The organism is Pantoea sp. JV6, from assembly GCF_025910055.1.
Taxonomy (GTDB): domain Bacteria; phylum Pseudomonadota; class Gammaproteobacteria; order Enterobacterales; family Enterobacteriaceae; genus Pantoea; species Pantoea agglomerans.
In genome coordinates this window covers 650,563-672,488 of sequence record NZ_JAPCIM010000012.1, presented here as the reverse complement: position 1 = coordinate 672,488, position 21,926 = coordinate 650,563, and the positions used below count along the sequence as shown (strand labels likewise).

General features: G+C 56.0%; 23 protein-coding genes. 13 read left to right on the top strand and 10 right to left on the bottom strand.

Annotated features, from left to right (window positions below; genetic code table 11):
* Positions 1 to 187: 187 nt before the first annotated feature.
* On the bottom strand, positions 188 to 769 hold the full coding sequence (locus OK412_RS13540; protein WP_264353245.1) for an ACP phosphodiesterase: 582 nt from the start codon (positions 767 to 769) through the stop codon (positions 188 to 190).
* Between the two features lie 103 nt (positions 770 to 872).
* Between OK412_RS13540 and queA the strand changes: the two genes are divergently transcribed.
* The 5 genes from queA (at position 873) to secF (ending at position 6,354) form a co-directional block, all read left to right on the top strand.
* Positions 873 to 1,943: a tRNA preQ1(34) S-adenosylmethionine ribosyltransferase-isomerase QueA gene (queA, locus tag OK412_RS13535; protein ID WP_010255349.1), complete on the top strand. Its 1,071-nt coding sequence runs from the start codon at positions 873 to 875 to the stop codon at positions 1,941 to 1,943.
* A 78-nt stretch (positions 1,944 to 2,021) separates the two neighbouring features.
* Positions 2,022 to 3,170: a tRNA guanosine(34) transglycosylase Tgt gene (gene tgt / locus OK412_RS13530; protein ID WP_010255351.1), complete on the top strand. Its 1,149-nt coding sequence runs from the start codon at positions 2,022 to 2,024 to the stop codon at positions 3,168 to 3,170.
* Positions 3,170 to 3,502: a preprotein translocase subunit YajC gene (gene yajC, locus OK412_RS13525; RefSeq protein ID WP_010255353.1), complete on the top strand. Its 333-nt coding sequence runs from the start codon at positions 3,170 to 3,172 to the stop codon at positions 3,500 to 3,502. Before tgt ends, yajC begins: the two co-directional genes overlap by 1 nt.
* Before the next feature lie 25 nt (positions 3,503 to 3,527).
* The gene (secD, locus tag OK412_RS13520; protein WP_071997994.1) at positions 3,528 to 5,375 is read left to right on the top strand and encodes a protein translocase subunit SecD; all 1,848 of its coding nucleotides are present in this window, start codon (positions 3,528 to 3,530) and stop codon (positions 5,373 to 5,375) included.
* Positions 5,376 to 5,385: 10 nt separating this feature from the next.
* The gene (secF, locus tag OK412_RS13515) at positions 5,386 to 6,354 is read left to right on the top strand and encodes a protein translocase subunit SecF (protein ID WP_010255357.1); all 969 of its coding nucleotides are present in this window, start codon (positions 5,386 to 5,388) and stop codon (positions 6,352 to 6,354) included.
* Positions 6,355 to 6,416: 62 nt separating this feature from the next.
* On the opposite strand, the gene OK412_RS13510 is transcribed toward secF, so the two are convergent.
* The gene (locus OK412_RS13510; RefSeq protein WP_022626125.1) at positions 6,417 to 6,986 is read right to left on the bottom strand and encodes a DUF3251 domain-containing protein; all 570 of its coding nucleotides are present in this window, start codon (positions 6,984 to 6,986) and stop codon (positions 6,417 to 6,419) included.
* A gap of 16 nt (positions 6,987 to 7,002) precedes the next feature.
* Positions 7,003 to 7,440: a peptidoglycan-binding protein LysM gene (gene lysM / locus OK412_RS13505; RefSeq protein ID WP_010671197.1), complete on the bottom strand. Its 438-nt coding sequence runs from the start codon at positions 7,438 to 7,440 to the stop codon at positions 7,003 to 7,005.
* A 188-nt stretch (positions 7,441 to 7,628) separates the two neighbouring features.
* Here lysM and nrdR point away from each other — a divergent pair, with 188 nt between their 5' ends.
* The 6 genes from nrdR to pgpA all read left to right on the top strand — a co-directional run bounded on the left by nrdR (position 7,629) and on the right by pgpA (position 11,699).
* Complete coding sequence (nrdR, locus tag OK412_RS13500; protein WP_009091750.1) at positions 7,629 to 8,078, top strand: transcriptional regulator NrdR; 450 nt, start codon at positions 7,629 to 7,631, stop codon at positions 8,076 to 8,078.
* A 3-nt stretch (positions 8,079 to 8,081) separates the two neighbouring features.
* Entirely contained in the window at positions 8,082 to 9,182 is a 1,101-nt protein-coding gene (gene ribD / locus OK412_RS13495; protein ID WP_264353244.1) for a bifunctional diaminohydroxyphosphoribosylaminopyrimidine deaminase/5-amino-6-(5-phosphoribosylamino)uracil reductase RibD, read from the top strand.
* A gap of 90 nt (positions 9,183 to 9,272) precedes the next feature.
* The gene (ribE, locus tag OK412_RS13490) at positions 9,273 to 9,743 is read left to right on the top strand and encodes a 6,7-dimethyl-8-ribityllumazine synthase (protein WP_010255369.1); all 471 of its coding nucleotides are present in this window, start codon (positions 9,273 to 9,275) and stop codon (positions 9,741 to 9,743) included.
* A 19-nt stretch (positions 9,744 to 9,762) separates the two neighbouring features.
* Positions 9,763 to 10,182: a transcription antitermination factor NusB gene (nusB, locus tag OK412_RS13485; protein WP_010255372.1), complete on the top strand. Its 420-nt coding sequence runs from the start codon at positions 9,763 to 9,765 to the stop codon at positions 10,180 to 10,182.
* Between the two features lie 55 nt (positions 10,183 to 10,237).
* Positions 10,238 to 11,215 (top strand): thiamine-phosphate kinase, encoded by a 978-nt coding sequence (thiL, locus tag OK412_RS13480; protein ID WP_010255374.1) that lies wholly within the window; start codon positions 10,238 to 10,240, stop codon positions 11,213 to 11,215.
* Complete coding sequence (gene pgpA, locus OK412_RS13475; protein ID WP_031293112.1) at positions 11,205 to 11,699, top strand: phosphatidylglycerophosphatase A; 495 nt, start codon at positions 11,205 to 11,207, stop codon at positions 11,697 to 11,699. Before thiL ends, pgpA begins: the two co-directional genes overlap by 11 nt.
* A gap of 64 nt (positions 11,700 to 11,763) precedes the next feature.
* On the opposite strand, the gene OK412_RS13470 is transcribed toward pgpA, so the two are convergent.
* The 4 genes from OK412_RS13470 to xseB form a co-directional block, all read right to left on the bottom strand.
* Complete coding sequence (locus OK412_RS13470) at positions 11,764 to 12,738, bottom strand: aldo/keto reductase (RefSeq protein WP_264353243.1); 975 nt, start codon at positions 12,736 to 12,738, stop codon at positions 11,764 to 11,766.
* Positions 12,739 to 12,820: 82 nt separating this feature from the next.
* Positions 12,821 to 14,686 carry a 1-deoxy-D-xylulose-5-phosphate synthase gene (gene dxs / locus OK412_RS13465; protein ID WP_010671199.1) on the bottom strand — a complete coding sequence of 622 codons (1,866 nt, stop codon included), beginning with the start codon at positions 14,684 to 14,686 and terminating at the stop codon, positions 12,821 to 12,823.
* A gap of 19 nt (positions 14,687 to 14,705) precedes the next feature.
* Complete coding sequence (gene ispA / locus OK412_RS13460; protein ID WP_264353242.1) at positions 14,706 to 15,605, bottom strand: (2E,6E)-farnesyl diphosphate synthase; 900 nt, start codon at positions 15,603 to 15,605, stop codon at positions 14,706 to 14,708.
* The gene (xseB, locus tag OK412_RS13455) at positions 15,605 to 15,847 is read right to left on the bottom strand and encodes an exodeoxyribonuclease VII small subunit (RefSeq protein ID WP_010255382.1); all 243 of its coding nucleotides are present in this window, start codon (positions 15,845 to 15,847) and stop codon (positions 15,605 to 15,607) included. The genes ispA and xseB overlap by 1 nt, the downstream gene beginning before the upstream one ends.
* A 235-nt stretch (positions 15,848 to 16,082) precedes the next feature.
* On the opposite strand from xseB, the gene thiI reads away from it, so the two are divergent.
* Positions 16,083 to 17,531 carry a tRNA uracil 4-sulfurtransferase ThiI gene (gene thiI, locus OK412_RS13450; protein WP_033756765.1) on the top strand — a complete coding sequence of 483 codons (1,449 nt, stop codon included), beginning with the start codon at positions 16,083 to 16,085 and terminating at the stop codon, positions 17,529 to 17,531.
* 80 nt (positions 17,532 to 17,611) lie between these two features.
* Here the strand turns inward: thiI and yajL are convergent, their stop codons facing one another.
* Positions 17,612 to 18,208, bottom strand: coding sequence for a protein deglycase YajL (gene yajL / locus OK412_RS13445; protein WP_010671202.1), 597 nt, complete (start codon positions 18,206 to 18,208; stop codon positions 17,612 to 17,614).
* Positions 18,162 to 19,082 carry a 2-dehydropantoate 2-reductase gene (gene panE, locus OK412_RS13440; RefSeq protein WP_033756769.1) on the bottom strand — a complete coding sequence of 307 codons (921 nt, stop codon included), beginning with the start codon at positions 19,080 to 19,082 and terminating at the stop codon, positions 18,162 to 18,164. Before panE ends, yajL begins: the two co-directional genes overlap by 47 nt.
* 135 nt (positions 19,083 to 19,217) lie before the next feature.
* Here panE and OK412_RS13435 point away from each other — a divergent pair, with 135 nt between their 5' ends.
* On the top strand, positions 19,218 to 19,709 hold the full coding sequence (locus tag OK412_RS13435; protein WP_003852530.1) for a YajQ family cyclic di-GMP-binding protein: 492 nt from the start codon (positions 19,218 to 19,220) through the stop codon (positions 19,707 to 19,709).
* Positions 19,710 to 20,457: 748 nt separating this feature from the next.
* Here the strand turns inward: OK412_RS13435 and OK412_RS13430 are convergent.
* Positions 20,458 to 21,822, bottom strand: coding sequence for an MFS transporter (locus OK412_RS13430; protein ID WP_010255391.1), 1,365 nt, complete (start codon positions 21,820 to 21,822; stop codon positions 20,458 to 20,460).
* Positions 21,823 to 21,926: the final 104 nt, after the last annotated feature.

Below are 21,926 nucleotides of genomic sequence, written 5' to 3'. Positions count from 1 at the left end.
TGGTCAAAACGAACGGAAGGCACGCCTGAACAGGCGGTCTGGCTGTGATATTTACTTAACTATTGTTAAGAAAGGCTTCATTAAGCCGCAGATAGGCAGCAATGGCAAGATGGTGCGGGGTCGGGTGAGGCGCTTTCCCGGCGGGCGAAAGCTGGCGTCCGCCAGCCCGGCAGCAGAGGATCGGGTTTTACAGGGTTCTGCTGGTCGCCAGCGCCATTAAACGCGGATAAAAAACAAAAAACAGCGCTTCCAGCTGATCATAGTGTTGCGTGAAATCGTGATAGGAGTCGCGCAGGGCTGCCAGGCGTGGACGGCGGCTGGCCATGCCGTGCAGCACCCGCTCCAGCCGCGCGGGCTGGGCATAATGCTCAAACCAGCGCTCGCGCCACATCACCGCGTTGAGTTCCTGAAACTCGATGGGGGTGTCTGCCAGTTGCGGCATGATCTCGCGCTCGGCGGCGGCAGAAAAGTGCACCAGCGTCTGGCCGGGCGTGAAGTGCTGCCAGTGCCGGGCCAGAAAATGGTCCCAGATGACGTCCAGCGTAATGGGTGCCACGCGATAGGTTTCGGCACGGAATAGCTGACGGGCGCTGCGCACTTCCGGCAGCGCATCGGTCATCACATCGAGACGACGGTGCATCAGAATGCCGTCCGCGACGGGCGCAGTCCAGTGCTGGTGCGGGTTGCCACGCACAAAATCGGCCATTAAATTGCCGAGTAAGGAGCTGTCGGCCAGCTTAGCCAGATGGAGATGAGCAAGAAAGTTCATGCCGCATTATAGGCTGAACTGCCTTTGCGCAGCCAGTTGTTCAGAATTGGTCGATTTTCCGCTAAACTGTGCCGCCTGTTTTTGCCTGAGAAAGAACTCTTTCATGCGTGTCGCCGATTTTGCTTTTGAACTGCCCGAATCCCTGATTGCTCACTATCCCCAGGCGCAGCGCAGCGGCTGTCGTCTGCTGTCGCTCGATGGCCCCAGCGGGACGCTGTCGCACGGTGTGTTCACCGACGTGCTGGATAAGCTGAATCCGGGCGATCTGCTGGTGTTCAACAACACCCGTGTGATTCCGGCGCGCGTCTTTGGCCGCAAAGCCAGTGGCGGCAAAATCGAGATGCTGGTGGAGCGGATGCTCGACGACAAGCGTGTGCTGGCCCATGTGCGCGCCTCGAAAGCGCCGAAGCCGGGAGCAGAACTGCTGCTGGGCGAAGACGAGAGCGTCAAAGCGACGATGGTGGCGCGTCACGATGCGCTGTTTGAGATTGTGTTTGATGATGAGCGCGCGGTGCTCGACATCCTCAACAGCGTCGGCCATATGCCTCTGCCACCTTATATCGACCGTCCGGATGAAGAGGCGGATCGCGAGCTCTATCAGACGGTTTACAGTGCCCGGCCGGGTGCCGTTGCGGCACCGACCGCCGGTCTGCATTTTGATGAACCGCTGCTGCAGGCGCTGAAAGAGAAGGGCATTGAGATGGCGTTTGTGACGCTGCATGTCGGTGCGGGAACCTTCCAGCCAGTGCGCGTCGACAACATCGAAGAGCATCACATGCATGCTGAATATGCCGAAGTGCCGCAGGAGGTTGTTGATGCGGTGCTGGCCTGTAAAGCACGCGGCAATAAGGTGGTCGCTGTCGGCACCACCTCTGTCCGTTCGCTGGAGAGCGCCGCCAAAGCGAGTCAGGATGCCCTGATTGCGCCGTTCTTCGACGATACCCAGATTTTTATCTATCCGGGCTATGAGTATCAGGTGATCGATGCGCTGATCACCAACTTCCATCTGCCCGAATCGACTCTGATTATGCTGGTCTCGGCGTTTGCCGGTTATCAGCACACCATGGCCGCGTACCGCGCAGCCGTGGCTGAGCAATATCGTTTCTTCAGTTATGGCGACGCGATGTTTATCAGCAAAAATCCGCAGGCGCCGCTGGAAAAAGTGGGCGACTGATTTATTAACCGATAGCCGGAATCGACTGAGAGCGACTGAAGGTTATCTGCATCGGACTGTTTCTCCGATGGAGGCTTTGTGAAATTTGAACTTGATACCACAGACGGGCGCGCACGCCGTGGCCGTCTGATTTTTGATCGCGGTGTGGTGGAAACCCCTGCGTTTATGCCTGTTGGCACCTATGGCACCGTTAAAGGCATGACGCCGGAAGAAGTGCAGGAGACCGGCGCGCAGATCATTCTGGGCAATACCTTCCACCTCTGGCTGCGTCCGGGTCAGGAGATCATGAAACTGCATGGCGATCTGCATGACTTTATGCAGTGGAAAGGGCCGATCCTGACCGACTCCGGCGGCTTCCAGGTCTTCAGCCTGGGCGACATCCGTAAAATCACCGAAGCGGGCGTGCATTTCCGTAACCCGATCAACGGCGACCCGATCTTCCTCGATCCGGAAAAATCGATGGAGATTCAGTATGACCTCGGTTCTGACATCGTGATGATTTTCGATGAATGTACGCCCTATCCGGCGGACTGGGACTACGCCAAACGCTCGATGGAGATGTCGCTGCGCTGGGCGCAACGCAGTCGTGACCGTTTTGACAGCCTGGGCAATAAAAATGCGCTATTTGGCATTATTCAGGGCTCGGTTTACGAAGATTTACGAGATGTCTCGGTGAAAGGTCTGGTAGAGATTGGCTTTGATGGGTACGCTGTGGGCGGCCTGGCGGTGGGTGAGCCTAAGCAGGACATGCACCGTATTCTTGAGCACGTCTGTCCGCAGCTTCCGCAGGATAAACCGCGTTATCTGATGGGTGTCGGCAAGCCAGAAGATCTGGTTGAGGGCGTCCGTCGCGGCGTCGATATGTTTGACTGCGTGATGCCGACCCGTAATGCCCGAAATGGTCATCTGTTTGTGACTGAGGGTGTGGTGAAAATCCGCAACGCCAGATACAAAGATGACACTGCGCCACTGGATGCGGAGTGTGATTGTTACACCTGTCGCAATTATAGTCGTGCCTACTTGTATCATCTCGACCGTTGTAACGAAATACTGGGCGCGCGTCTGAACACTATCCACAATTTGCGCTATTACCAGCGCCTGATGGCAGGTTTACGCCAGGCCATCGAAGAGGGTAAATTAGAGCGCTTTGTAAACGAGTTCTACCAACGGACGGGCAAAGAAGTTCCGCCTTTAACGTCTGATAATTCATCAATGAGGGAAATTTAATGAGCTTTTTCATTTCTGACGCCGTGGCCGCAGCAGGCGCACCGTCTCAGGGAAGTCCGTATTCTCTGGTGATCATGCTGGTGGTGTTTGGTCTGATTTTCTATTTCATGATCCTGCGTCCGCAGCAGAAACGTGCGAAAGAGCACAAGAAGCTGATGGATTCTATCTCTAAGGGTGATGAAGTGCTGACCAGCGGTGGCCTTGTAGGCCGCGTAACAAAAGTCTCTGACACGGGCTACGTAGCTATCGCGCTGAATGACACCAATGAAGTCGTCATTAAACGTGATTTCGTCGCCGCCGTGCTGCCTAAAGGCACTATCAAGGCGCTGTAATTCTTTCTTCCCTAAGGGAACTGCCGTGTTAAATCGTTATCCTTTGTGGAAGTACGTGATGCTGGTCGTCGTGATTCTCGTCGGCCTGCTCTATGCGCTTCCCAACCTGTATGGTGAGGATCCGGCCGTTCAAATCACTGGTGCGCGCGGAAGCGCCGCCAGTGAGCAGACGTTGGATCAAATTCAGTCCGCATTAAAACAAGACAATATCCAGAGCAAATCTGTTGCGCTGGAAAATGGTGCGATTACCGCGCGCTTCAATAATACGGATGTGCAGTTACGCGCCCGTGAAGCGATCATGAAAGCGTTGGGTGAAGACTACGTTGTTGCGCTGAACCTCGCGCCAGCCACGCCTCGCTGGCTGAGTATGCTGTCAGCAGAACCGATGAAACTCGGTCTCGATCTGCGTGGTGGTGTGCACTTCCTGATGGAAGTGGACATGGACACCGCACTCGGCAAACTGCAGGAGCAGAATGCTGACTCGCTGCGTAGCGACCTGCGCACCAAAAGTATCCCTTACACCACCGTCAACAAAATCGCGAACTACGGCGTGGAAATTCGTTTCCGTGACGCAGCCAGCCGCGATGCGGCGATCTCCTGGCTGACCTCGCGTCATCAGGATCTGGTGATCAACAGCAGCGGCAGCGATGCCCTGCGTGCCACCATGAGCGATGCTCGTCTCAGCGAAGCGCGTGAATATGCGGTTCAGCAGAACATTACTATTCTGCGTAACCGTGTGAACCAGCTGGGCGTGGCTGAACCGCTGGTACAGCGTCAGGGTTCCGATCGCATCGTAGTTGAGTTGCCGGGTATTCAGGATACGGCACGCGCTAAAGAGATTCTGGGTGCAACGGCGACGCTGGAATTCCGTCTGGTAAACACCAGCGTGGATCCAACCGTAGCGGCCAGTGGTCGTGTACCGGGTGACTCTGAAGTTAAAGACATGCGTGATGGCCAGCCGGTGGTGCTCTACAAGCGGGTGATCCTGACCGGTGACCATATCACCGACTCGACTTCCAGCATGGATGAGTACAATCAGCCACAGGTGAACATTTCACTGGATGGCGCAGGCGGTAACATCATGTCGAACTTCACCAAGGACAACATCGGCAAGCCGATGGCGACCCTGTTTGTGGAGTACAAAGACAGCGGTAAGAAAGATGCCAACGGCCGTTCAATTCTGGTGAAACAGGAAGAGGTGATTAACGTCGCTAATATCCAGTCTCGTCTGGGGAACAGCTTCCGTATCACCGGTATCAATAACCCGAACGAAGCGCGTCAGCTCTCGCTGCTGCTACGTGCCGGTGCGTTGATTGCGCCCATCCAGATTGTGGAAGAGCGTACTATCGGGCCGACGATGGGTCAGCAGAATATTACTCAGGGTCTGGAAGCCTGCCTGTGGGGTCTGCTTGCGTCGATCCTGTTTATGGTGGTGTTCTACAAGAAGTTTGGTCTGATTGCGACCAGCGCGCTGCTGGTTAACCTGGTGCTGATTGTCGGCATTATGTCGCTGTTGCCGGGTGCGACCCTGACCATGCCGGGTATTGCCGGTATCGTGTTAACGCTGGCGGTGGCGGTGGATGCCAACGTGCTGATTAACGAACGTATTAAAGAAGAGCTGCGTAACGGGCGCTCGGTTCAGCAGGCAATTCATGAGGGCTATAAAGGCGCCTTCTCCAGTATTGTCGATGCGAACGTGACCACCCTGATCAAAGTTATCATTCTTTATGCAGTCGGCACCGGTTCGATCAAAGGCTTTGCTATTACCACCGCAATTGGTATCGCAACCTCAATGTTCACCGCGATTGTCGGTACCCGTGCCATTGTTAACCTGGTTTACGGTGGCAAACGCATCAACAAGCTGTCTATCTGAGGAGTGCGTTGTGGCACAGGAATATAACATTGAGCAGTTGAACCACGGGCGTAAAGTCGTCGACTTTATGCGCTGGGATAAGCTGGCCTTCATCATTTCGGGACTGCTGATTCTCGCCGCGATTGCTATCGTGGGTGTGCGTGGTTTTAACTGGGGCCTCGATTTCACCGGTGGTACGGTGATTGAGATCGCGCTGGAAAAACCGGCCGATCTTGAAGTCCTGCGTGGTGATCTGGTGAAAGCGGGCTTTGACGAGCCGCTGGTGCAGAACTTTGGCAGCAGCCGTGACGTCATGGTGCGTATGGCACCGGTTACCGGCCCGGCGGGCACCGAGTTAGGCAATAAAGTGGTGTCGGTGATTAACCAGACCACCCAGCAGAATGCTACCGTTAAGCGCATTGAGTTCGTGGGTCCGAGTGTGGGCAGCGACCTGGCGCAGGCGGGTGCGATGGCGCTGTTGTCCGCGCTGATTGCGATTCTGATCTACATCGGTTTTCGCTTTGAGTGGCGTCTGGCGCTGGGTACCGTGCTGGCGCTGGCGCATGACGTGATCATCACCTGCGGCCTGCTGGCGCTGTTCCGCATTGAAATCGACCTGACGATTGTTGCCTCACTGATGTCGGTGATTGGCTACTCGCTTAACGATAAAATCGTGGTGTCGGACCGTATTCGTGAAAACTTCCGCAAGATCCGTCGCGGCAGCTCTTACGATATTACTAACGTGTCACTGACCCAGACGTTAAGCCGTACGCTGATTACCTCGCTGACCACGCTGGCGATGATCCTCATCCTCTTCGTGTTTGGTGGTGCGCTGCTAAAAGGCTTCTCACTGACCATGCTGATTGGTGTGACGATTGGTACGATTTCATCGATTTATGTCTCTTCGGCGCTGGCGCTGAAGCTGGGCATGAAGCGTGAACATATGCTGGTGCAGAAAGTCGAGAAAGAGGGCGCCGATCAGCCTTCTATCCTGCCTTAATCGCCGCAGAGAAATAAAAACGGGCAGCCATGTGGCTGCCCGTTTTTTTTTTGCACCTGTGATCAGGGTGCAGCAGGGGAGGTCTGGGCAGGTGCGTCGCCGGTGACGTTATGCACGCGGACATAACCTGATTGATCCGGCGTGAGGCCGCTGAGTTGCAGCGGTATGCTCACCGAATGCTGGGGCAACAGCGAGGCAGGGACCGCTATTGTCTGACTCAGACTGCCGTTACTCAGTGGTTTACCGGTTGCCGGATCGAGTTCGCCCCAGTTCACCGTAGCGTGCAGGGCGGGCAAAGGGCGATCGTCCATTGAGCGAACCGTCAGGGTTGCCCGCGAGCCGCTGGCTTCAGCGGTGACAGGCGAGAGCGTCAGTCGCAGCGTGCCGAGCTGGGTTTGCAGCGCCACCGGCGTGTTCGCCTGCGGGATCAGCCACGCGCCTTGCTGCGAATGGCTGTTTAGCTGCCCCTGAATCTCCAGCGCGCTGGCCTGCGTGGTCAGGTGCTGCATCTGCTGATTAAGCTGACTCACTTCCTGATGCAACTCTCTGACCTGCGGGTTGCTGGCGCTACTGCTGCAACCGCTCAGCATCACCAGAGAGAGCGCCACCGGAACCCAAACCATCCTGCTCATAAGTTATCCTTGTCCGTTATTTTGGAATACGTAAAACCTGGCCAGGATAGATCTTATCAGGATGAGAGAGCATTGGCTTATTCGCTTCGAAAATCTTGTTGTATTCGTTGGCATTTCCATAAACCTGTTTGGAAATTGCGCTCAGCGTGTCGCCTTTTTTCACGGTGTAAAGTTCTGACTCGGCCGCGCTGTCTGTCACGGTCACCTTATCTTCCACTTTGGTGATGCCTGCAACGTTACCGGCTGCGATCAGAATCTTCTCTTTCAGCTCCTGGGAAAGGCCATCGCCCGTCACGGTCACGGTATCGCCGTTGACCTTCACATCCACTTTGTCGCTGTCGGGTAACCCGAGCTTGTTGATGTGATCCTGCAGCTTTTTATTCTGGTCATCGCCGCCATTCACGGCATCCCATAATTTTTCACCGGCTTCTTTCACAAAATTAAACAGACCCATACAACCTCCAGTGTGTTAGTGGATATACGCCGTCTTTCGGCTCTATAAGCGTAGACCCTTTTGCCGTCGCTGATATTTAACATCATTTATGCTGTGCGTGGTGGCACAGGAAAGGCACGGAAGAGATTTTGTTGATTCGCAGTTCGCGTTACACTGTCTGGCCCATCTCTCTCGCGTCAGGAAACGTCATGCATTGCCCATTCTGCTCCGCTGTGGACACCAAAGTGATTGATTCTCGTCTGGTTAGTGAAGGCTCTTCGGTGCGCCGCCGCCGCCAGTGTCTGATGTGTCATGAGCGTTTTACCACCTTCGAGGTGGCGGAACTGGTGATGCCACGCGTGGTGAAAAGCAATGACGTGCGCGAACCCTTTAATGAAGACAAAATGGCCAGCGGGATGATGAAAGCGCTTGAGAAGCGTCCGGTCAGCGCCGATGCGGTTGAAAGCGCCGTAAACCATATTAAAACCCAGCTGCGTGCCACCGGTGAACGTGAGATTCCCAGTAAGCTGATTGGCAATCTGGTGATGGATGAGCTGAAGAAGCTCGATAAAGTCGCCTACATCCGCTTTGCCTCGGTTTACCGCAGCTTTGAAGACATTCGTGATTTTGGCGAAGAGATCGCCCGGTTACAGGATTAAACCATGGATGAACTTTACATGGCGCGTGCGCTGGAACTGGCGCGACGCGGCCGCTTTACGACGATGCCGAACCCCAATGTGGGCTGCGTGATTGTGCGCGATGGCGAGGTGGTCGGTGAGGGCTGGCATCAGCGCGCCGGTGAACCGCATGCTGAAGTCCACGCCCTGCGCATGGCGTGCGAGAAAGCGCGTGGCGCAACCGCCTATGTCACGCTGGAGCCCTGCAGCCATCATGGCCGTACGCCACCCTGCTGTGATGCGCTGATCGCCGCTGGCGTTACCCGTGTCGTGGCCGCCATGCAGGATCCGAATCCGCAGGTGGCGGGGCGCGGACTGCACCGTCTGCATCAGGCGGGCATCGAGGTCAGCCACGGTCTGATGATGCCCGAAGCGGAGGCGCTGAATCGCGGTTTCCTCAAACGCATGCGCACTGGCTTCCCCTGGATCCAGCTCAAGCTGGGTGCCTCTCTGGATGGCAGAACGGCAATGGCCAGCGGCGAAAGTCAGTGGATAACCTCGCCGGCGGCCCGTCGTGATGTGCAGCGCCTGCGTGCGCAGAGCGCCGCCATTCTCAGCAGCAGCGCCACGGTGCTGGCGGACGATCCTTCCCTGACGGTACGCTGGTCTGAACTCAATGCAGAGAGCCAGGCACTGCTCAATGAGCAGCAACTGCGTCAGCCGGTGCGGGTGGTTATCGACAGCCAGAATCGCGTGACGCCGCTGCATCGGCTCATTGAGCAGCCAGGCGAAACCTGGCTGATGCGTCATCAGCCCGATCAGCAGAGCTGGCCCGCTGACGTGACGCAAATCGCTGTTCCGCTGCGCGAACAGCAGCTGGACCTGGTGGCGATGATGATGCTGCTGGGACAGCGACAGATTAACAGCGTCTGGGTTGAAGCGGGCGCCACGCTGGCCGGTGCCCTGTTGCAGGCCGGACTGGTCGATGAACTGATTGTTTATCTGGCGCCTAAGCTGTTAGGTCATGAAGGACGCGGGCTGTGTAAGCTGCCGGGACTAAGCCAGCTGGCTGACGCACCTGCCTTCCGTTTCAGTGATGTCCGCCAGGTCGGTGACGATTTACGCCTGACCCTGACACCACAATAACACGGTCGGAAAAGCGAGAGCACGCCGCCCAAGAGTATGATAGAATCCGCCCCCCTGCGCGGGGCCAACCAAACCCCTGAAAGGATAAGTATGAAAGTTATCGAAGCTGCTGTTGCAACGCCTGAGGCCAATGTTGCCATCGTTATCGCGCGTTTTAACAACTTCATTAATGACAGCCTGCTGGATGGCGCAGTTGATGCCCTGAAACGTATCGGCCAGGTCAAAGATGACAATATCACCGTAGTCTGGGTGCCTGGTGCATACGAACTGCCTCTGGCAGCACGCGCGCTGGCCAACACCGGCAAATATGATGCGATTATCGCACTCGGTACGGTTATTCGTGGTGGCACTGCGCACTTCGAATATGTGGCGGGTGAAGCCAGCTCCGGTATCGCCAGCGTTGCCATGAACAGCGAGATTCCTGTCGCGTTTGGCGTGCTGACCACTGAAAGCATCGAGCAGGCCATTGAGCGTGCCGGCACCAAAGCGGGTAACAAAGGTGCTGAAGCGGCTCTGACTGCGCTCGAAATGATCAACGTATTGAAAGCCATTAAAGCCTGATTTTTGTAAGGGGAATTTTGTGAAACCTGCTGCTCGTCGTCGCGCCCGTGAGTGCGCTGTTCAGGCGCTTTACTCCTGGCAGTTGTCGAATAACGACATTGCCGATGTGGAATACCAGTTTCTGGCGGAACAGGACGTCAAAGACGTCGACATTACCTACTTCCGCGAACTGCTGTCCGGTGTGGCGACCAACAGTGCGTATCTGGATGGACTGATGAAGCCCTATCTGTCGCGTCAGCTCGAAGAGCTGGGCCAGGTAGAAAAAGCTATCCTGCGCATCTCGCTGTATGAGCTGAGCAAACGTAATGATGTGCCTTATAAAGTGGCCATCAACGAAGGGATTGAGCTGGCGAAAGTCTTCGGTGCCGAAGACAGTCATAAATTTGTTAACGGCGTGCTTGATAAAGCCGGTCCACAAATTCGACCCAATCGCAAATAAACAAAAAGGCCGGCTTGCCGGCCTTTTTTCATGAAGGGTTAAGCGGAACGCAATTATGTCTTGTGGTGAATTTGAACTCATCGCACGCTACTTCAACCGCAGAACACGCAGCCGCCGTGATGTCGAACTCGGCATCGGTGACGATTGTGCGTTACTTAGCGTGCCGGAAAAACAGACGCTGGCGATCAGCACCGATACCCTGGTCGCGGGTGTGCACTTCTTACGGGATATCCATCCTGCCGATCTGGGTTACAAAGCCCTGGCTGTGAATCTCAGCGACCTTGCTGCCATGGGCGCCGACCCTGCGTGGCTGACGCTGGCCTTAACGCTGCCGCAGGTCGATGAGAGCTGGCTCTCTGCCTTCAGCGAAAGCCTGTTTGAACTGCTGGAATATTACGACATGCAGCTGGTGGGCGGCGATACCACCCGTGGCCCGCTGAGCCTGACGCTGGCGATTCACGGTCTGGTGCCGCAGGGCCGTGCCCTGAAACGTTCAGGCGCGAAGCCGGGTGACTGGATTTACGTGACCGGTACACTGGGTGACAGCGCGGCGGGCCTGGCGCTGCTGCAGCATCACTGCCGCATCAGCGATCCGGCGGTGCATGAAGCGCTGATTAAACGTCATCTGCGTCCTATGCCGCGCATTCTGCAGGGCCAGGCGCTGCGTTCGCTGGCCTCCTCAGCGGTGGATCTTTCCGACGGCCTGATTTCCGATCTCGGCCACGTGCTGAAAGCCAGCGGCTGTGGCGCACGGCTTAATCTGGATGCGTTGCCCCTTTCGGCTGCGCTGCGCGATCATTTCGACCCTGAGCAGGTCCTGCGCTGGGCGCTGAGTGGCGGAGAAGATTACGAACTCTGCTTTACGGTGCCCGAGGTCAATCGCGGCGCGCTCGATGTAGCGCTGGGTCACCTGGGCGTGCCCTATACCTGCATCGGGCAGATGGCACCGGAGTCGGAAGGCTTAACGCTGCTGGATAATGGCAAGCCCGCCACATTCCGTCATAAAGGGTTTGATCACTTTGATGCTAAATAACGACGTGGCGAAGAGTCGCCTGCGGATGAGCAATCCCTGGCATCTGCTGGCGACCGGTTTCGGCAGCGGATTAAGCCCGGTCGTGCCTGGCACCATGGGATCGCTGGCGGCCATTCCGTTCTGGTGGCTGATGACCTATCTGCCGCAGGATCTCTATTCGCTGGTGGTGCTGGTCGGTATCTGCGTTGGCGTCTATCTCTGCCATCGCACCGCTAAAGATATGGGCGTACACGATCACGGCAGTATTGTCTGGGATGAGTTTATCGGCATGTGGATCACGCTGATGGCGATTCCGGTCAACAGCTGGCAATGGGTACTGGGTGGCTTTGTGCTGTTCCGTATTCTTGATATGTGGAAGCCATGGCCGATTCGCTGGTTTGACCGCAATGTGCATGGCGGCATGGGCATTATGGTGGATGACATTATTGCTGGCGTGATTTCCGCTGCCATGCTGTATGGCTTTGGGGTCTGGCTGGCAGGTTAACGGCCAGGGCTTTTCACACCGCGACAGAAGGTGACGCCCGGGCAGGGCGTCTCCTTCTCTGATTTTATTCGAATCCTACCGGCTGATGCGGCTGATAGACCTCTTCCAGCAGTGCAACTTCCTCGTCACTCAGCGTGACATCCACCGCCTTCACCAGATCCTCAAACTGCTCAGCACGCGACGCACCAATAATCGGTGCCGTAACGGCAGGCTTACTCAGCAGCCAGGCCAGAGCCACCTGCGCCCGCGTTACACCTTTACCTTCCGCCACCTGCGCCAGCCGCTCTGCAATCACGGCATCATTCTCTTCGGTATTGTCGTAGAGCGACGCCATCACTTTGTCAGAGGCGGAACGCGCGGTATTTTCCCCCCACGGGCGGGTCAGCTTACCGCGCGCCAGCGGACTCCACGGCAGCACGGCAATCTGCTCTTGCAGGCAGAGCGGATGCATTTCACGCTCCTCTTCGCGCTGAATCAGGTTGTACTGATCCTGCATGCTGACAAAGCGATGCCAGCCCTGTTTCGACTGCATCTGCAACGCCTGGGCAAACTGACTGGCGTGCATCGACGAGGCACCGATATAACGTGCTTTGCCAGACTGCACGACTTCATGCAGCGCTTCCAGCGTCTCTTCCAGCGGCGTCTCATAATCCCAGCGGTGAATCTGCAGCAGGTCGACATAGTCCATGCCGAGGCGCTGCAGGCTGTCATCAATGGATTGCAGAATATTCTTGCGCGACAATCCCTGTGACAGATTGGTCAGCGGGAAATAGACTTTGGTGGCGACCACGATCTCTTCACGGCGGGCAAAGTCTTTCAGCGCCCGGCCCAGGATCTCTTCGCTGCTGCCATCTGAATAGCTGTTGGCGGTATCGAAAAAGTTGATCCCCGCGTTCAGCGCCTGCTGGATCAGCGGACGGCTGCTCGCTTCCGGCAGCGTCCAGGCATGGTTGCCGCGCGTGGGCTCGCCATAAGTCATGCAGCCAAGACAGAGACGTGACACCTGCAGATCGGTGGTACCCAGTTGAATCGTTTTCATGGTGGAGGCTCCTGCGAAAGTGCAAAGGTCTTAGCATAGCAGGATGTTGCGCTCCCCGAGGGGGGAGCGCAGAGAGGGGAGGTTACTGCGCCAGCCAGCGGGCGATCTGCTGCTGAATGCCCTCCGCGTCCAGCAGATAGTCATGACGCACTTCGTCCTGCGTCCCCTGCGGGATGAACTCATCAGGCAGACCGATGTTCAGCACCGGAACAGCCAGACGTTTCGCCATAACAAACTCATTGACGCCACTGCCGGCACCGCCTTTGATGGCGCCTTCTTCCAGCGTAATCAGCGAGTCGTGCGTGGCGGCGAGCTCGGCGATCAGCGCCTCATCCAGCGGCTTCACAAAGCGCATATCGACCAGAGTCGCATTCAGCGCTTCCGCCGTGGCGGCTGCTTCCGGCAACAGGGTGCCGAAATTCAGAATCGCCAGCTTTTCACCCTGACGTTTCACCACGGCTTTACCCAGCGGCAGGCTCTGCAGCGGAGCCAGTGGCGTACCGACACCGGTGCCGCGCGGATAGCGCACCGCACTTGGACCATCCTGATAGTGATAGCCGGTGTAGAGCATCTGCCGACACTCATTTTCATCGCTGGGGGTCATGATCACCATATCCGGCACGCAGCGCAGATAGGCGAGATCAAACGCGCCCTGGTGAGTCTGACCATCCGCGCCAACAATACCACCGCGATCGATAGCAAACAGGACCGGCAGTTTCTGGATGGCGACGTCATGGATCAGCTGATCGTAGGCGCGCTGCAGGAAGGTGGAGTAGATAGCAACAATCGGTTTATAGCCGCCAATCGCCATACCGGCAGCGAAGGTCACGGCGTGCTGCTCGGCAATCGCCACATCGAAATATTGTTTCGGAAATTCGCGTGAGAAGGCCACCATGCCGGAGCCTTCGCGCATTGCTGGCGTAATCGCCATCAGTTTCGGATCGTCGGCGGCCATTTCGCACAGCCAGTTACCGAAGATTTTAGAGTAGCTCGGCAGGCCTTCCGCGCTTTTTGGCAGTTCGCCAATCGCAGGATCGAATTTAGGCACGGCGTGCCAGGCAATCGGATCTTCCTCTGCCGGGGCGTAGCCTTTACCTTTCTTCGTCATGATATGCAGGAACTGCGGCCCTTTCAGGCTGCGCATGTTGCTCAGTGTATTGACCAGCGTCAGCACATCGTGACCATCTACCGGGCCGATATAATTAAAGCCCAGCTCTTCAAACAGCGTACCCGGCACGACCATGCCTTTGAGATGCTCTTCGGTGCGCCTTACCAGCTCTTTGATCGGTGGCAGGCTGGTCAGCACACGCTTGCTGCCTTCGCGCAGTCGCGCATAGGTTTTACCCGACAGGATCTGCGCCAGACGGTTATTCAGCGCGCCGACGTTTTCGGAGATCGACATCTCGTTGTCGTTGAGGATCACCAGCATGTCCGGCTTGATATCACCGGCATGGTTCATCGCTTCAAACGCCATGCCAGCGGTGATGGCGCCATCGCCAATAATACAGGCGGTGCGACGACCCTGACCTTCACGTTCTGCCGCCGCGGCCATGCCGAGACCGGCACTGATGGAGGTTGACGAGTGTCCGACGCTTAATACGTCATATTCACTTTCGCCGCGCCATGGAAACGGGTGTACGCCATTTTTCTGACGAATCGTACCGATGCGATCGCGGCGACCGGTCAGAATTTTATGGGGATAAGCCTGATGACCCACATCCCATACCAGATGGTCGAAGGGAGTGTTATAGACATAATGCAGCGCAACCGTCAGTTCGACCACGCCCAGACCCGACGCAAAATGGCCGCTGGAGCGGCTTACACTGTCTAACAGATACTGACGCAGTTCATCACAGAGCGCAGGCAACTTCTCTTTCGGCAGGGCGCGCAGCTCCTGAACCGTGTTTGCCAGCGCCAGTGTCGGGTATTTAGCAATATCAAAACTCATCAGAGACTCATTATGGAAGTTATTTGTCGCGTTCAATTATGAAGCTCGCCAGCGCCTGCAGTGCTGTAGTGTTATAAGAGTGCGCAGCGAGCATTTCTAACGTATCAAGTGCTTCCTGATACAAATCCCGCGCTTTAGCTTGGGCATTTTCAAGGCCTAACAGTGAAGGATAGGTGCTTTTTCCCAGATGCTGATCGGCACCCTGGCGTTTTCCTGTCACCGCTGTGTCACCGATCACATCCAGAATGTCGTCCTGCACCTGAAACGCGAGACCAATGGCCTCTGCATAGCGGTCGAGCAGCGGCATGGCTTCCCGGCCAGCATCGCCCGCCGTTAAGGCGCCTAACCGTACCGCTGAACGGATCAGCGCGCCGGTTTTATGACGATGGATCTGCTCCAGCTGGTCCAGATCCACAGATTTACCTTCCGCCGCTAAATCAAGCGCCTGTCCGCCACACATGCCGGCCACGCCGCTGGCTTTCGCCAGTTCAGAGAGCATCATCAGACGATATTCAGCGCTGACACCGGGCATCGCCTGGTCGGCCAGAATTGAAAAGGCCAGCGTCTGCAGGGCGTCGCCCGCCAGAATCGCGGTATCTTCGCCATATTTAATGTGACAGGTTGGCTGCCCGCGACGCAGTGCATCATCGTCCATTGCGGGGAGATCGTCATGAATCAGAGAGTACGCATGAATGCATTCAACCGCGGCGGCGGGGGCATCCAGACTCGCCGGGTCGGCGTGGAGCATTTCGCCGGTAGCGTAGACCAGAAAAGGACGCAGGCGTTTACCGCCTAATAATGCCCCATAATGCATGGCATTCACCAGAGGAGAACTCTGAAAAGGAAGTGGCTCTATAAAACGCGTCAGCGCGGCGTTAACCTGCTGCTGATACGCGTCGAGTAATCGGGCGAAATCCATTAGCTGTTTTCCGGCGTGAAAGCAGTGAGGTCGGCATCTTTATCATCGTTCAGCAGAATACGGACCCGCTGTTCAGCCTGCTGCAGCGTCTGCTGGCCAGTCCGCGCCAGCTGCACGCCGCGCTCAAATTCGTTCAGGGCTTCTTCCAGCGGCAGTTCACCACTTTCCAGACGGCTGACAATCTGCTCCAGCTGCTGCAATGACGTTTCAAAGCTGGCTGGCTGTTCGGCTTTTTTCGGCATATTTCGTGTCGACTCACGGTTGGGACATTATCTCGCAATCGGTCATGGTAGCTGAGACCCTATGATTAGCAAAATAATCAATGCGGCGGCTGATGAAGAAGCAGTCACCTGACAAAGGTGATATACTCCCGCGCCTCGGATGCGGTTGCGCCTTGCAGCCCGCAATTTTGTGATTTTACCAGCTAAGTGCTGCCTGTTTTAGCACTTATTTGCCCAACGAAGCTGTGTCGCCGCCATGAAGTTTATCATCAAGTTATTTCCTGAAATCACCATCAAGAGTCCGTCGGTGCGTTTGCGCTTTATCAAGATTCTTGCCAGCAATATCCGCAACGTCCTGAAAACCGTTAGCGACGAAATCGCCGTTGTGCGTCACTGGGATCACATTGAAGTGCGTTCGAAAAATCCGGTGCTGCGGGACATTATTCCCGATGAGCTGACGCGCATTCCGGGGATTCATCACGTTTTAGCGGTTGAAGATCGTGAGTACACCGATATTCATCACATCTTTGAACAGACTTTAGTGCAGTATCGCGACAGCCTTGAAGGGAAGAGCTTCTGCGTACGTGTTAAACGTCGTGGTAAGCATAGCTTCAGTTCACAGGATGTGGAGCGCTATGTTGGCGGCGGTCTGAATCAGCATATTGAAAGCGCCCGCGTACAGCTTAAAAACCCGGACGTTACAGTGAATCTTGAAGTTGAAGAGAATCGTCTGACGCTGGTGACTGCGCGCTACGAAGGTCTGGGCGGTTTCCCGATCGGCACGCAGGAAGATGTGCTGTCGCTGATTTCCGGTGGCTTTGACTCCGGCGTCTCCAGCTATATGCTGCTGCGTCGCGGCAGTCGCGTACATTACTGCTTCTTTAATCTTGGCGGTGCCGCCCATGAGATTGGCGTCCGTCAGGTTGCGCACTATCTGTGGAATCGTTTTGGTCGTTCACACCGCGTGCGGTTCGTGGCGATCAATTTTGAGCCGGTAGTGGGTGAGATCCTCGAAAAAGTGGATGACGGTCAGATGGGCGTGGTGCTGAAGCGCATGATGGTGCGTGCCGCCTCGTCGATTGCTGAGCGCTACGGCGTGCAGGCGCTGGTTACCGGTGAAGCGGTGGGGCAGGTGTCGAGCCAGACGCTGACCAACCTGCGCCTGATTGATAACGCCTCTGATACGCTGATTCTGCGTCCGCTGATCTCTCATGACAAAGAGCACATCATCAGGATTGCCCGTGAGATTGGCACCGAAGATTTCGCCAGCACCATGCCGGAATATTGCGGTGTCATCTCAAAAAGCCCGACCGTGAAAGCGGTGAAAGAGAAGATCGAGGCTGAAGAGCAGAATTTCGACTTCACGATTCTGGATCGGGTCATTGAAGAGGCGACCAACGTCGATATCCGTACCATCGCTGAGCAGACAGAAGAGGAGGTGGTTGAAGTTGAGACCGTCGCCATGCTGAGTGAGAACGACGTGGTGCTGGATATCCGCTCTATTGATGAGCAGGAAGAGAAGCCTCTGGCACTGAAAGCCACGGAAGTGAAGTCGCTGCCGTTCTACAAACTCAGTACGCAATTTGGCGATCTCGATCAGAACCGGACCTGGTTGCTCTACTGCGATCGTGGTGTGATGAGCCGTCTGCAGGCACTCTATCTGCATGAGCAGGGCTTTAAAAACGTCAAAGTCTACCGCCCGTAGTGACAGTTTAGAGCCAGTCAGCGCCTGTTCAGGTCTGACTGGCTGCATTGCCTTAAACAGAGCGTTTTAACTCAGCGTGTTTACGCCTGATAGTCATAAATGCCGGGAGCCAGCACCAGCTGTGCGGCCACCTCGCGCGCCATCTCTTTTCCCACCAGCAGATCGATCAGCTTTAGCGCAAAATCCATTGCCGTGCCTGGCCCCTGGCTGGTCAGCAGATTGACGCGCGGATCCCAGACCACACGCCGCTCCATCCACTTGTCTGACGGAATGGTCTCTTTTAAGCCGGGAAAGCCAGTCATGTTACCGACCGGGAAGAGATCGTGGGGGATGAGTACCGTGCCTGCTGCTGCGCAGATAGCGGCGACGATCCTTTCATTGAGGTGAAACTGGCGTACCGTTTCGACTAACAGCGGACTGTCACGGAAGGTTTCGGCGCCTTTCAGGCCGCCGGGCAGGACGATGGCGGCGAAATCATTGTCGGCGACTTCAACCAGCGTCACGTCAGCCAGCAGACGAACACCGCGTGAGCAGACGATCTCCCGGTTGCCGTCGCTTTCGACGCTGGCGGTGACAACGTTCAGCCCGGCGCGTACCAGCAGGTCGATGGTGGTGACAGCTTCGGTTTCTTCACTGCCATGTGCCAGGCAAACCAGCACTGATGCGTTCGCGGTCATAATGGGACTCCTTGCGTTTTACAATGTCATACAGACGGGTATTCTCCGTCAGCACCAGGCCGTGCGTCCGGGCGCGGCGCAGCAGAAAACCGCTGATATAGTCGATTTCGGTGAGACGCTGGGCGCGTATGTCCTGCAGCATCGAAGAGGTGTTGGCCGCGGTGCTTTCAATCACGTCGAAGATGATGTCCTGCAGGCTTTCGCTGGCAACGTTCTGACCTTCGCGCTCCATGACCCAGCTGATCTCTTCGCACAGTTGCGCGATCTGCTCCGGATAAGCGCGCAGGGCACCGTTCTGGCACTCATACTCCACGCTTAGCGGATTGATGATGCAGTTCACTGCCAGCTTGCGCCAGCAGGCCGCCCGGATGTTGTCATGCCAGGCGACATCAGGCAGGGCATGATGCAGGATATCGGCGAGATCGCTGTAAGCGGCGCTTTTGCGGTTACCGGGGCCGATGTGGGTAATGCCACTGGCGATGTGTTTAATAACGGTGCCGTCGCGCATCGCCGCATGGGTGGTGACGCCGCGCAGCAGCGGCTGAGTCAGCCCTTTCAGCTCTTCCAGCGTCCCCATGCCGTTGTGCAGCAGAAGGACCGGGCAGTTTTCTGGCAGCACGCTTTCCAGATTTTTCACCGCGGGCGAGACCTGCGGGGCTTTGAGCGTAACCAGCAGCAGCTGGCTTTCTGCCAGAAACAGCGGATCGTTGGCGATAAACGTGCGGTTCGAAATGTTACCCTGTGGATCAATCACATTGGCTGAACAGTAGGGCTGCGGCACCCGCAACCATCCCTGCACCTCATGTCCCTGGCGGGCAAGGGTTGTCATCCAGATCTGACCCAGAGCACCGCAACCTAACACGGTAATTTTCATGCTGCCTCCCGCTGGCGGGCTATCCATCTATTATTTACTGTCACACTGTCATTATAGCGTTGTGTGCAGCCTGATTTTATTTAGCACCTTAAGACGCGTATTATGCATGTCACTTTAGCGTCAGGAGAAGAAGAGATGCCATCTTTCGATATCGTTTCAGAAGTCGATCTGCAGGAAATTCGCAATGCGGTGGAAAATGCCAACCGTGAAGTGTCTACCCGCTTCGATTTCCGCAACGTGAGCGCCGAGTTTGAGCTCAACGAAAAGAATGAAACCATCAAAATCACCAGCGAGTCCGATTTTCAGGTTAAGCAGCTGGTGGATATTTTGCGTGAGAAGTTACTGAAGCGCGGGATTGAAGGCGGTGCTTTAGAGGTGCCGGAAGAGATTGAGCACAGCGGCAAAAGCTGGGCGGTCGATGCCAAACTGAAAAAAGGCATTGAAAGCGACGTGGCGAAGAAGCTGGTGAAGCTGATCAAAGACAGCAAGCTGAAAGTGCAGACCCAGATTCAGGGTGAAGCATTGCGTGTAACCGGCAAAGCGCGTGATGATTTGCAGGGTGCGATGGCAATCGTGCGCGGCAGTAATCTGGGGCAGCCATTCCAGTTTAAAAACTTCCGCGATTAAGCGGGGGCAGGCTGAATTTCAGCATGAATGCAGTGATAAAAACCCGGCTAAGGCCGGGTTTTTTGTTGTTGAGTTTGGGTGGGCTTCTGTCGCTTTAAACAAGTCGAAATTCTGGAGAGAGTTGGGAGCTGTAGGGCGTCTGTGCGATCGCGCGCTTGCTCAGGGAGCCTGTGCCTTTCGCAAAGACGCAAAAGCGCCATCCATGGCGGCTCAGCGCGGGCGATTACGCACCTCATCCCTGAGGTGCGCCCGTAGCCGGGCCAACGCGTTGCGTTGTTCAAAAACGCTCCCGGCGTTTTTATCCGGGCGGCGCGATGCTTTGCTACAGGCACAGGCTCCCATCGCCTTGGATTTATGAGTTGTCTGTAAGAAGGCTTGTGCCGGGTTTGGCGCGGTTGAGCCTATGCTGGCCCCCTTGCTTTGAGTTTATAAGCTGTCTGAAACCAGGATTGAGTTGGATTTGAGTCTATTAACAGATTCAAATCCTGGGGGAACTTAGCAGCAACTCAAAAGCTCAGGGGCGCAGGGAACACGGTCAGAGGAGGAAAGCGTCCCGCGCCAGGGACGGCGCGGGCCGAGCGTGCCATGGATGGCGGCTTTTGCGACTTTCCGATCTGACCGTGTTCCCTGAGCCAGCTCGATCTCACAGCGAAATGGACTGATGTTGCTCACCCTATCAAGCTGGCTCTCTGGGCCTGCTTCCTAAGTCAGATCGATCTCACAGCTAACATGCCAAACCGGTTTTTTATCAGCAACTACCCAGCAGAGCTTCCAGCTCAGGGCGGCTGGTAACCTTGCTATCAATTTTGATGTAGGCGCTTTTCTCTTCGGGCACGATAAACACAGAGTTAACGCCCGGCTGCGCTTTCAGGCGCTGCTCCAGATTCGGCACGGCCAGTGCGGCATCACTCAGCACGATGCGCAGGCTGCTGACATAAGGCGGTTCCTGCATTGTCATGCTGACAAACAGCCAGGCTGCGGCCACCATCGCGCCAACCAGGAATACGGTCTGCGCATCGAAATGACCAAATACCCAGCCACCCATGCTGCCGCCAACGGCCACGCCCAGGAACTGGCTGGTGGAGTAGATCCCCATCGCCGTGCCTTTGTAGCCCGCAGGCGACTCTTTACTGATCAGCGAAGGCAGAATCGCTTCCATCAGGTTGAAAGCGAAGAAGAAGAGCTGAACACCCACCACCAGCGTCCAGAAATGTCCTTCCGCGCCCCACAATACGATCTCGGCAATGACAATCATCCCGACGCAGCCGACAAAGACACGCTTCATGCGGCGCTTCACTTCGGCATAAATGATGAAAGGTACTACGCCGGCAAAAGCGATCAGCATGGTGGAGAGATAGACTTTCCAGTGTTCGGGAGCCGGGAAGCCTGCCTGTTCAAACTGCCCCGGCAACGCGACAAAGCTCGACATCAGCAGGACGTGCAGGCAGAAAATACCGATATTAAGCTTCACCAGACGTGGGTTAGCCAGCACTTTGCGGAAGCTGCCTTTAACCATGCCTGATTCACGGTTGAGAACATGATGGGAGGCCGATGGCACCACCAGCAGAGTGATCACGATACCCAGCGACGCCAGAATCGCAATCATCCAGAACAGCGCATGCAGGCCCAGTGCGTGAGTAACAATCGGGCCGACCACCATGGCGATCGCGAAGGTAACGCCAAAACTGATGCCGATAAACGCCATCGCTTTGGTGCGATTCTGCTCACGGGTTAAATCGGATAACAGCGCCATCACGGCAGCGGCAATCGCGCCTGAGCCCTGAAGTGCACGGCCCAGAATAATGCCCCAGATGGAGTCGGTGCAGGCAGCAATAATACTGCCCAGGACAAACAGCAACAGTCCGCCAACGATCAGCGGCTTACGCCCGATGCGATCGGAGAGCAGACCAAAAGGAATCTGAAATATCGCTTGGGCAAGGCCATAAATGCCGATTGCCAGGCCAATTAAGGTTTCACTCGCGCCCTGTAATGCCATGCCATAAGTGGTCAGTACCGGCAGGACCATAAACATTCCCAGCATGCGCAGGGAAAAGACCGTACCGAGGCCCCATGTGGCGCGCAGCTCCACCGGAGTCATTTTATTATCGTTCATTCCAACCTCTGTTAATGTGCTGCATTCATTCTAGGGGGCGGGGCAGGGCGGGTAAAACAATAGTTTTTAAGCAGTGGTAACAAAAAGAAAGGGCGCGAAAATCG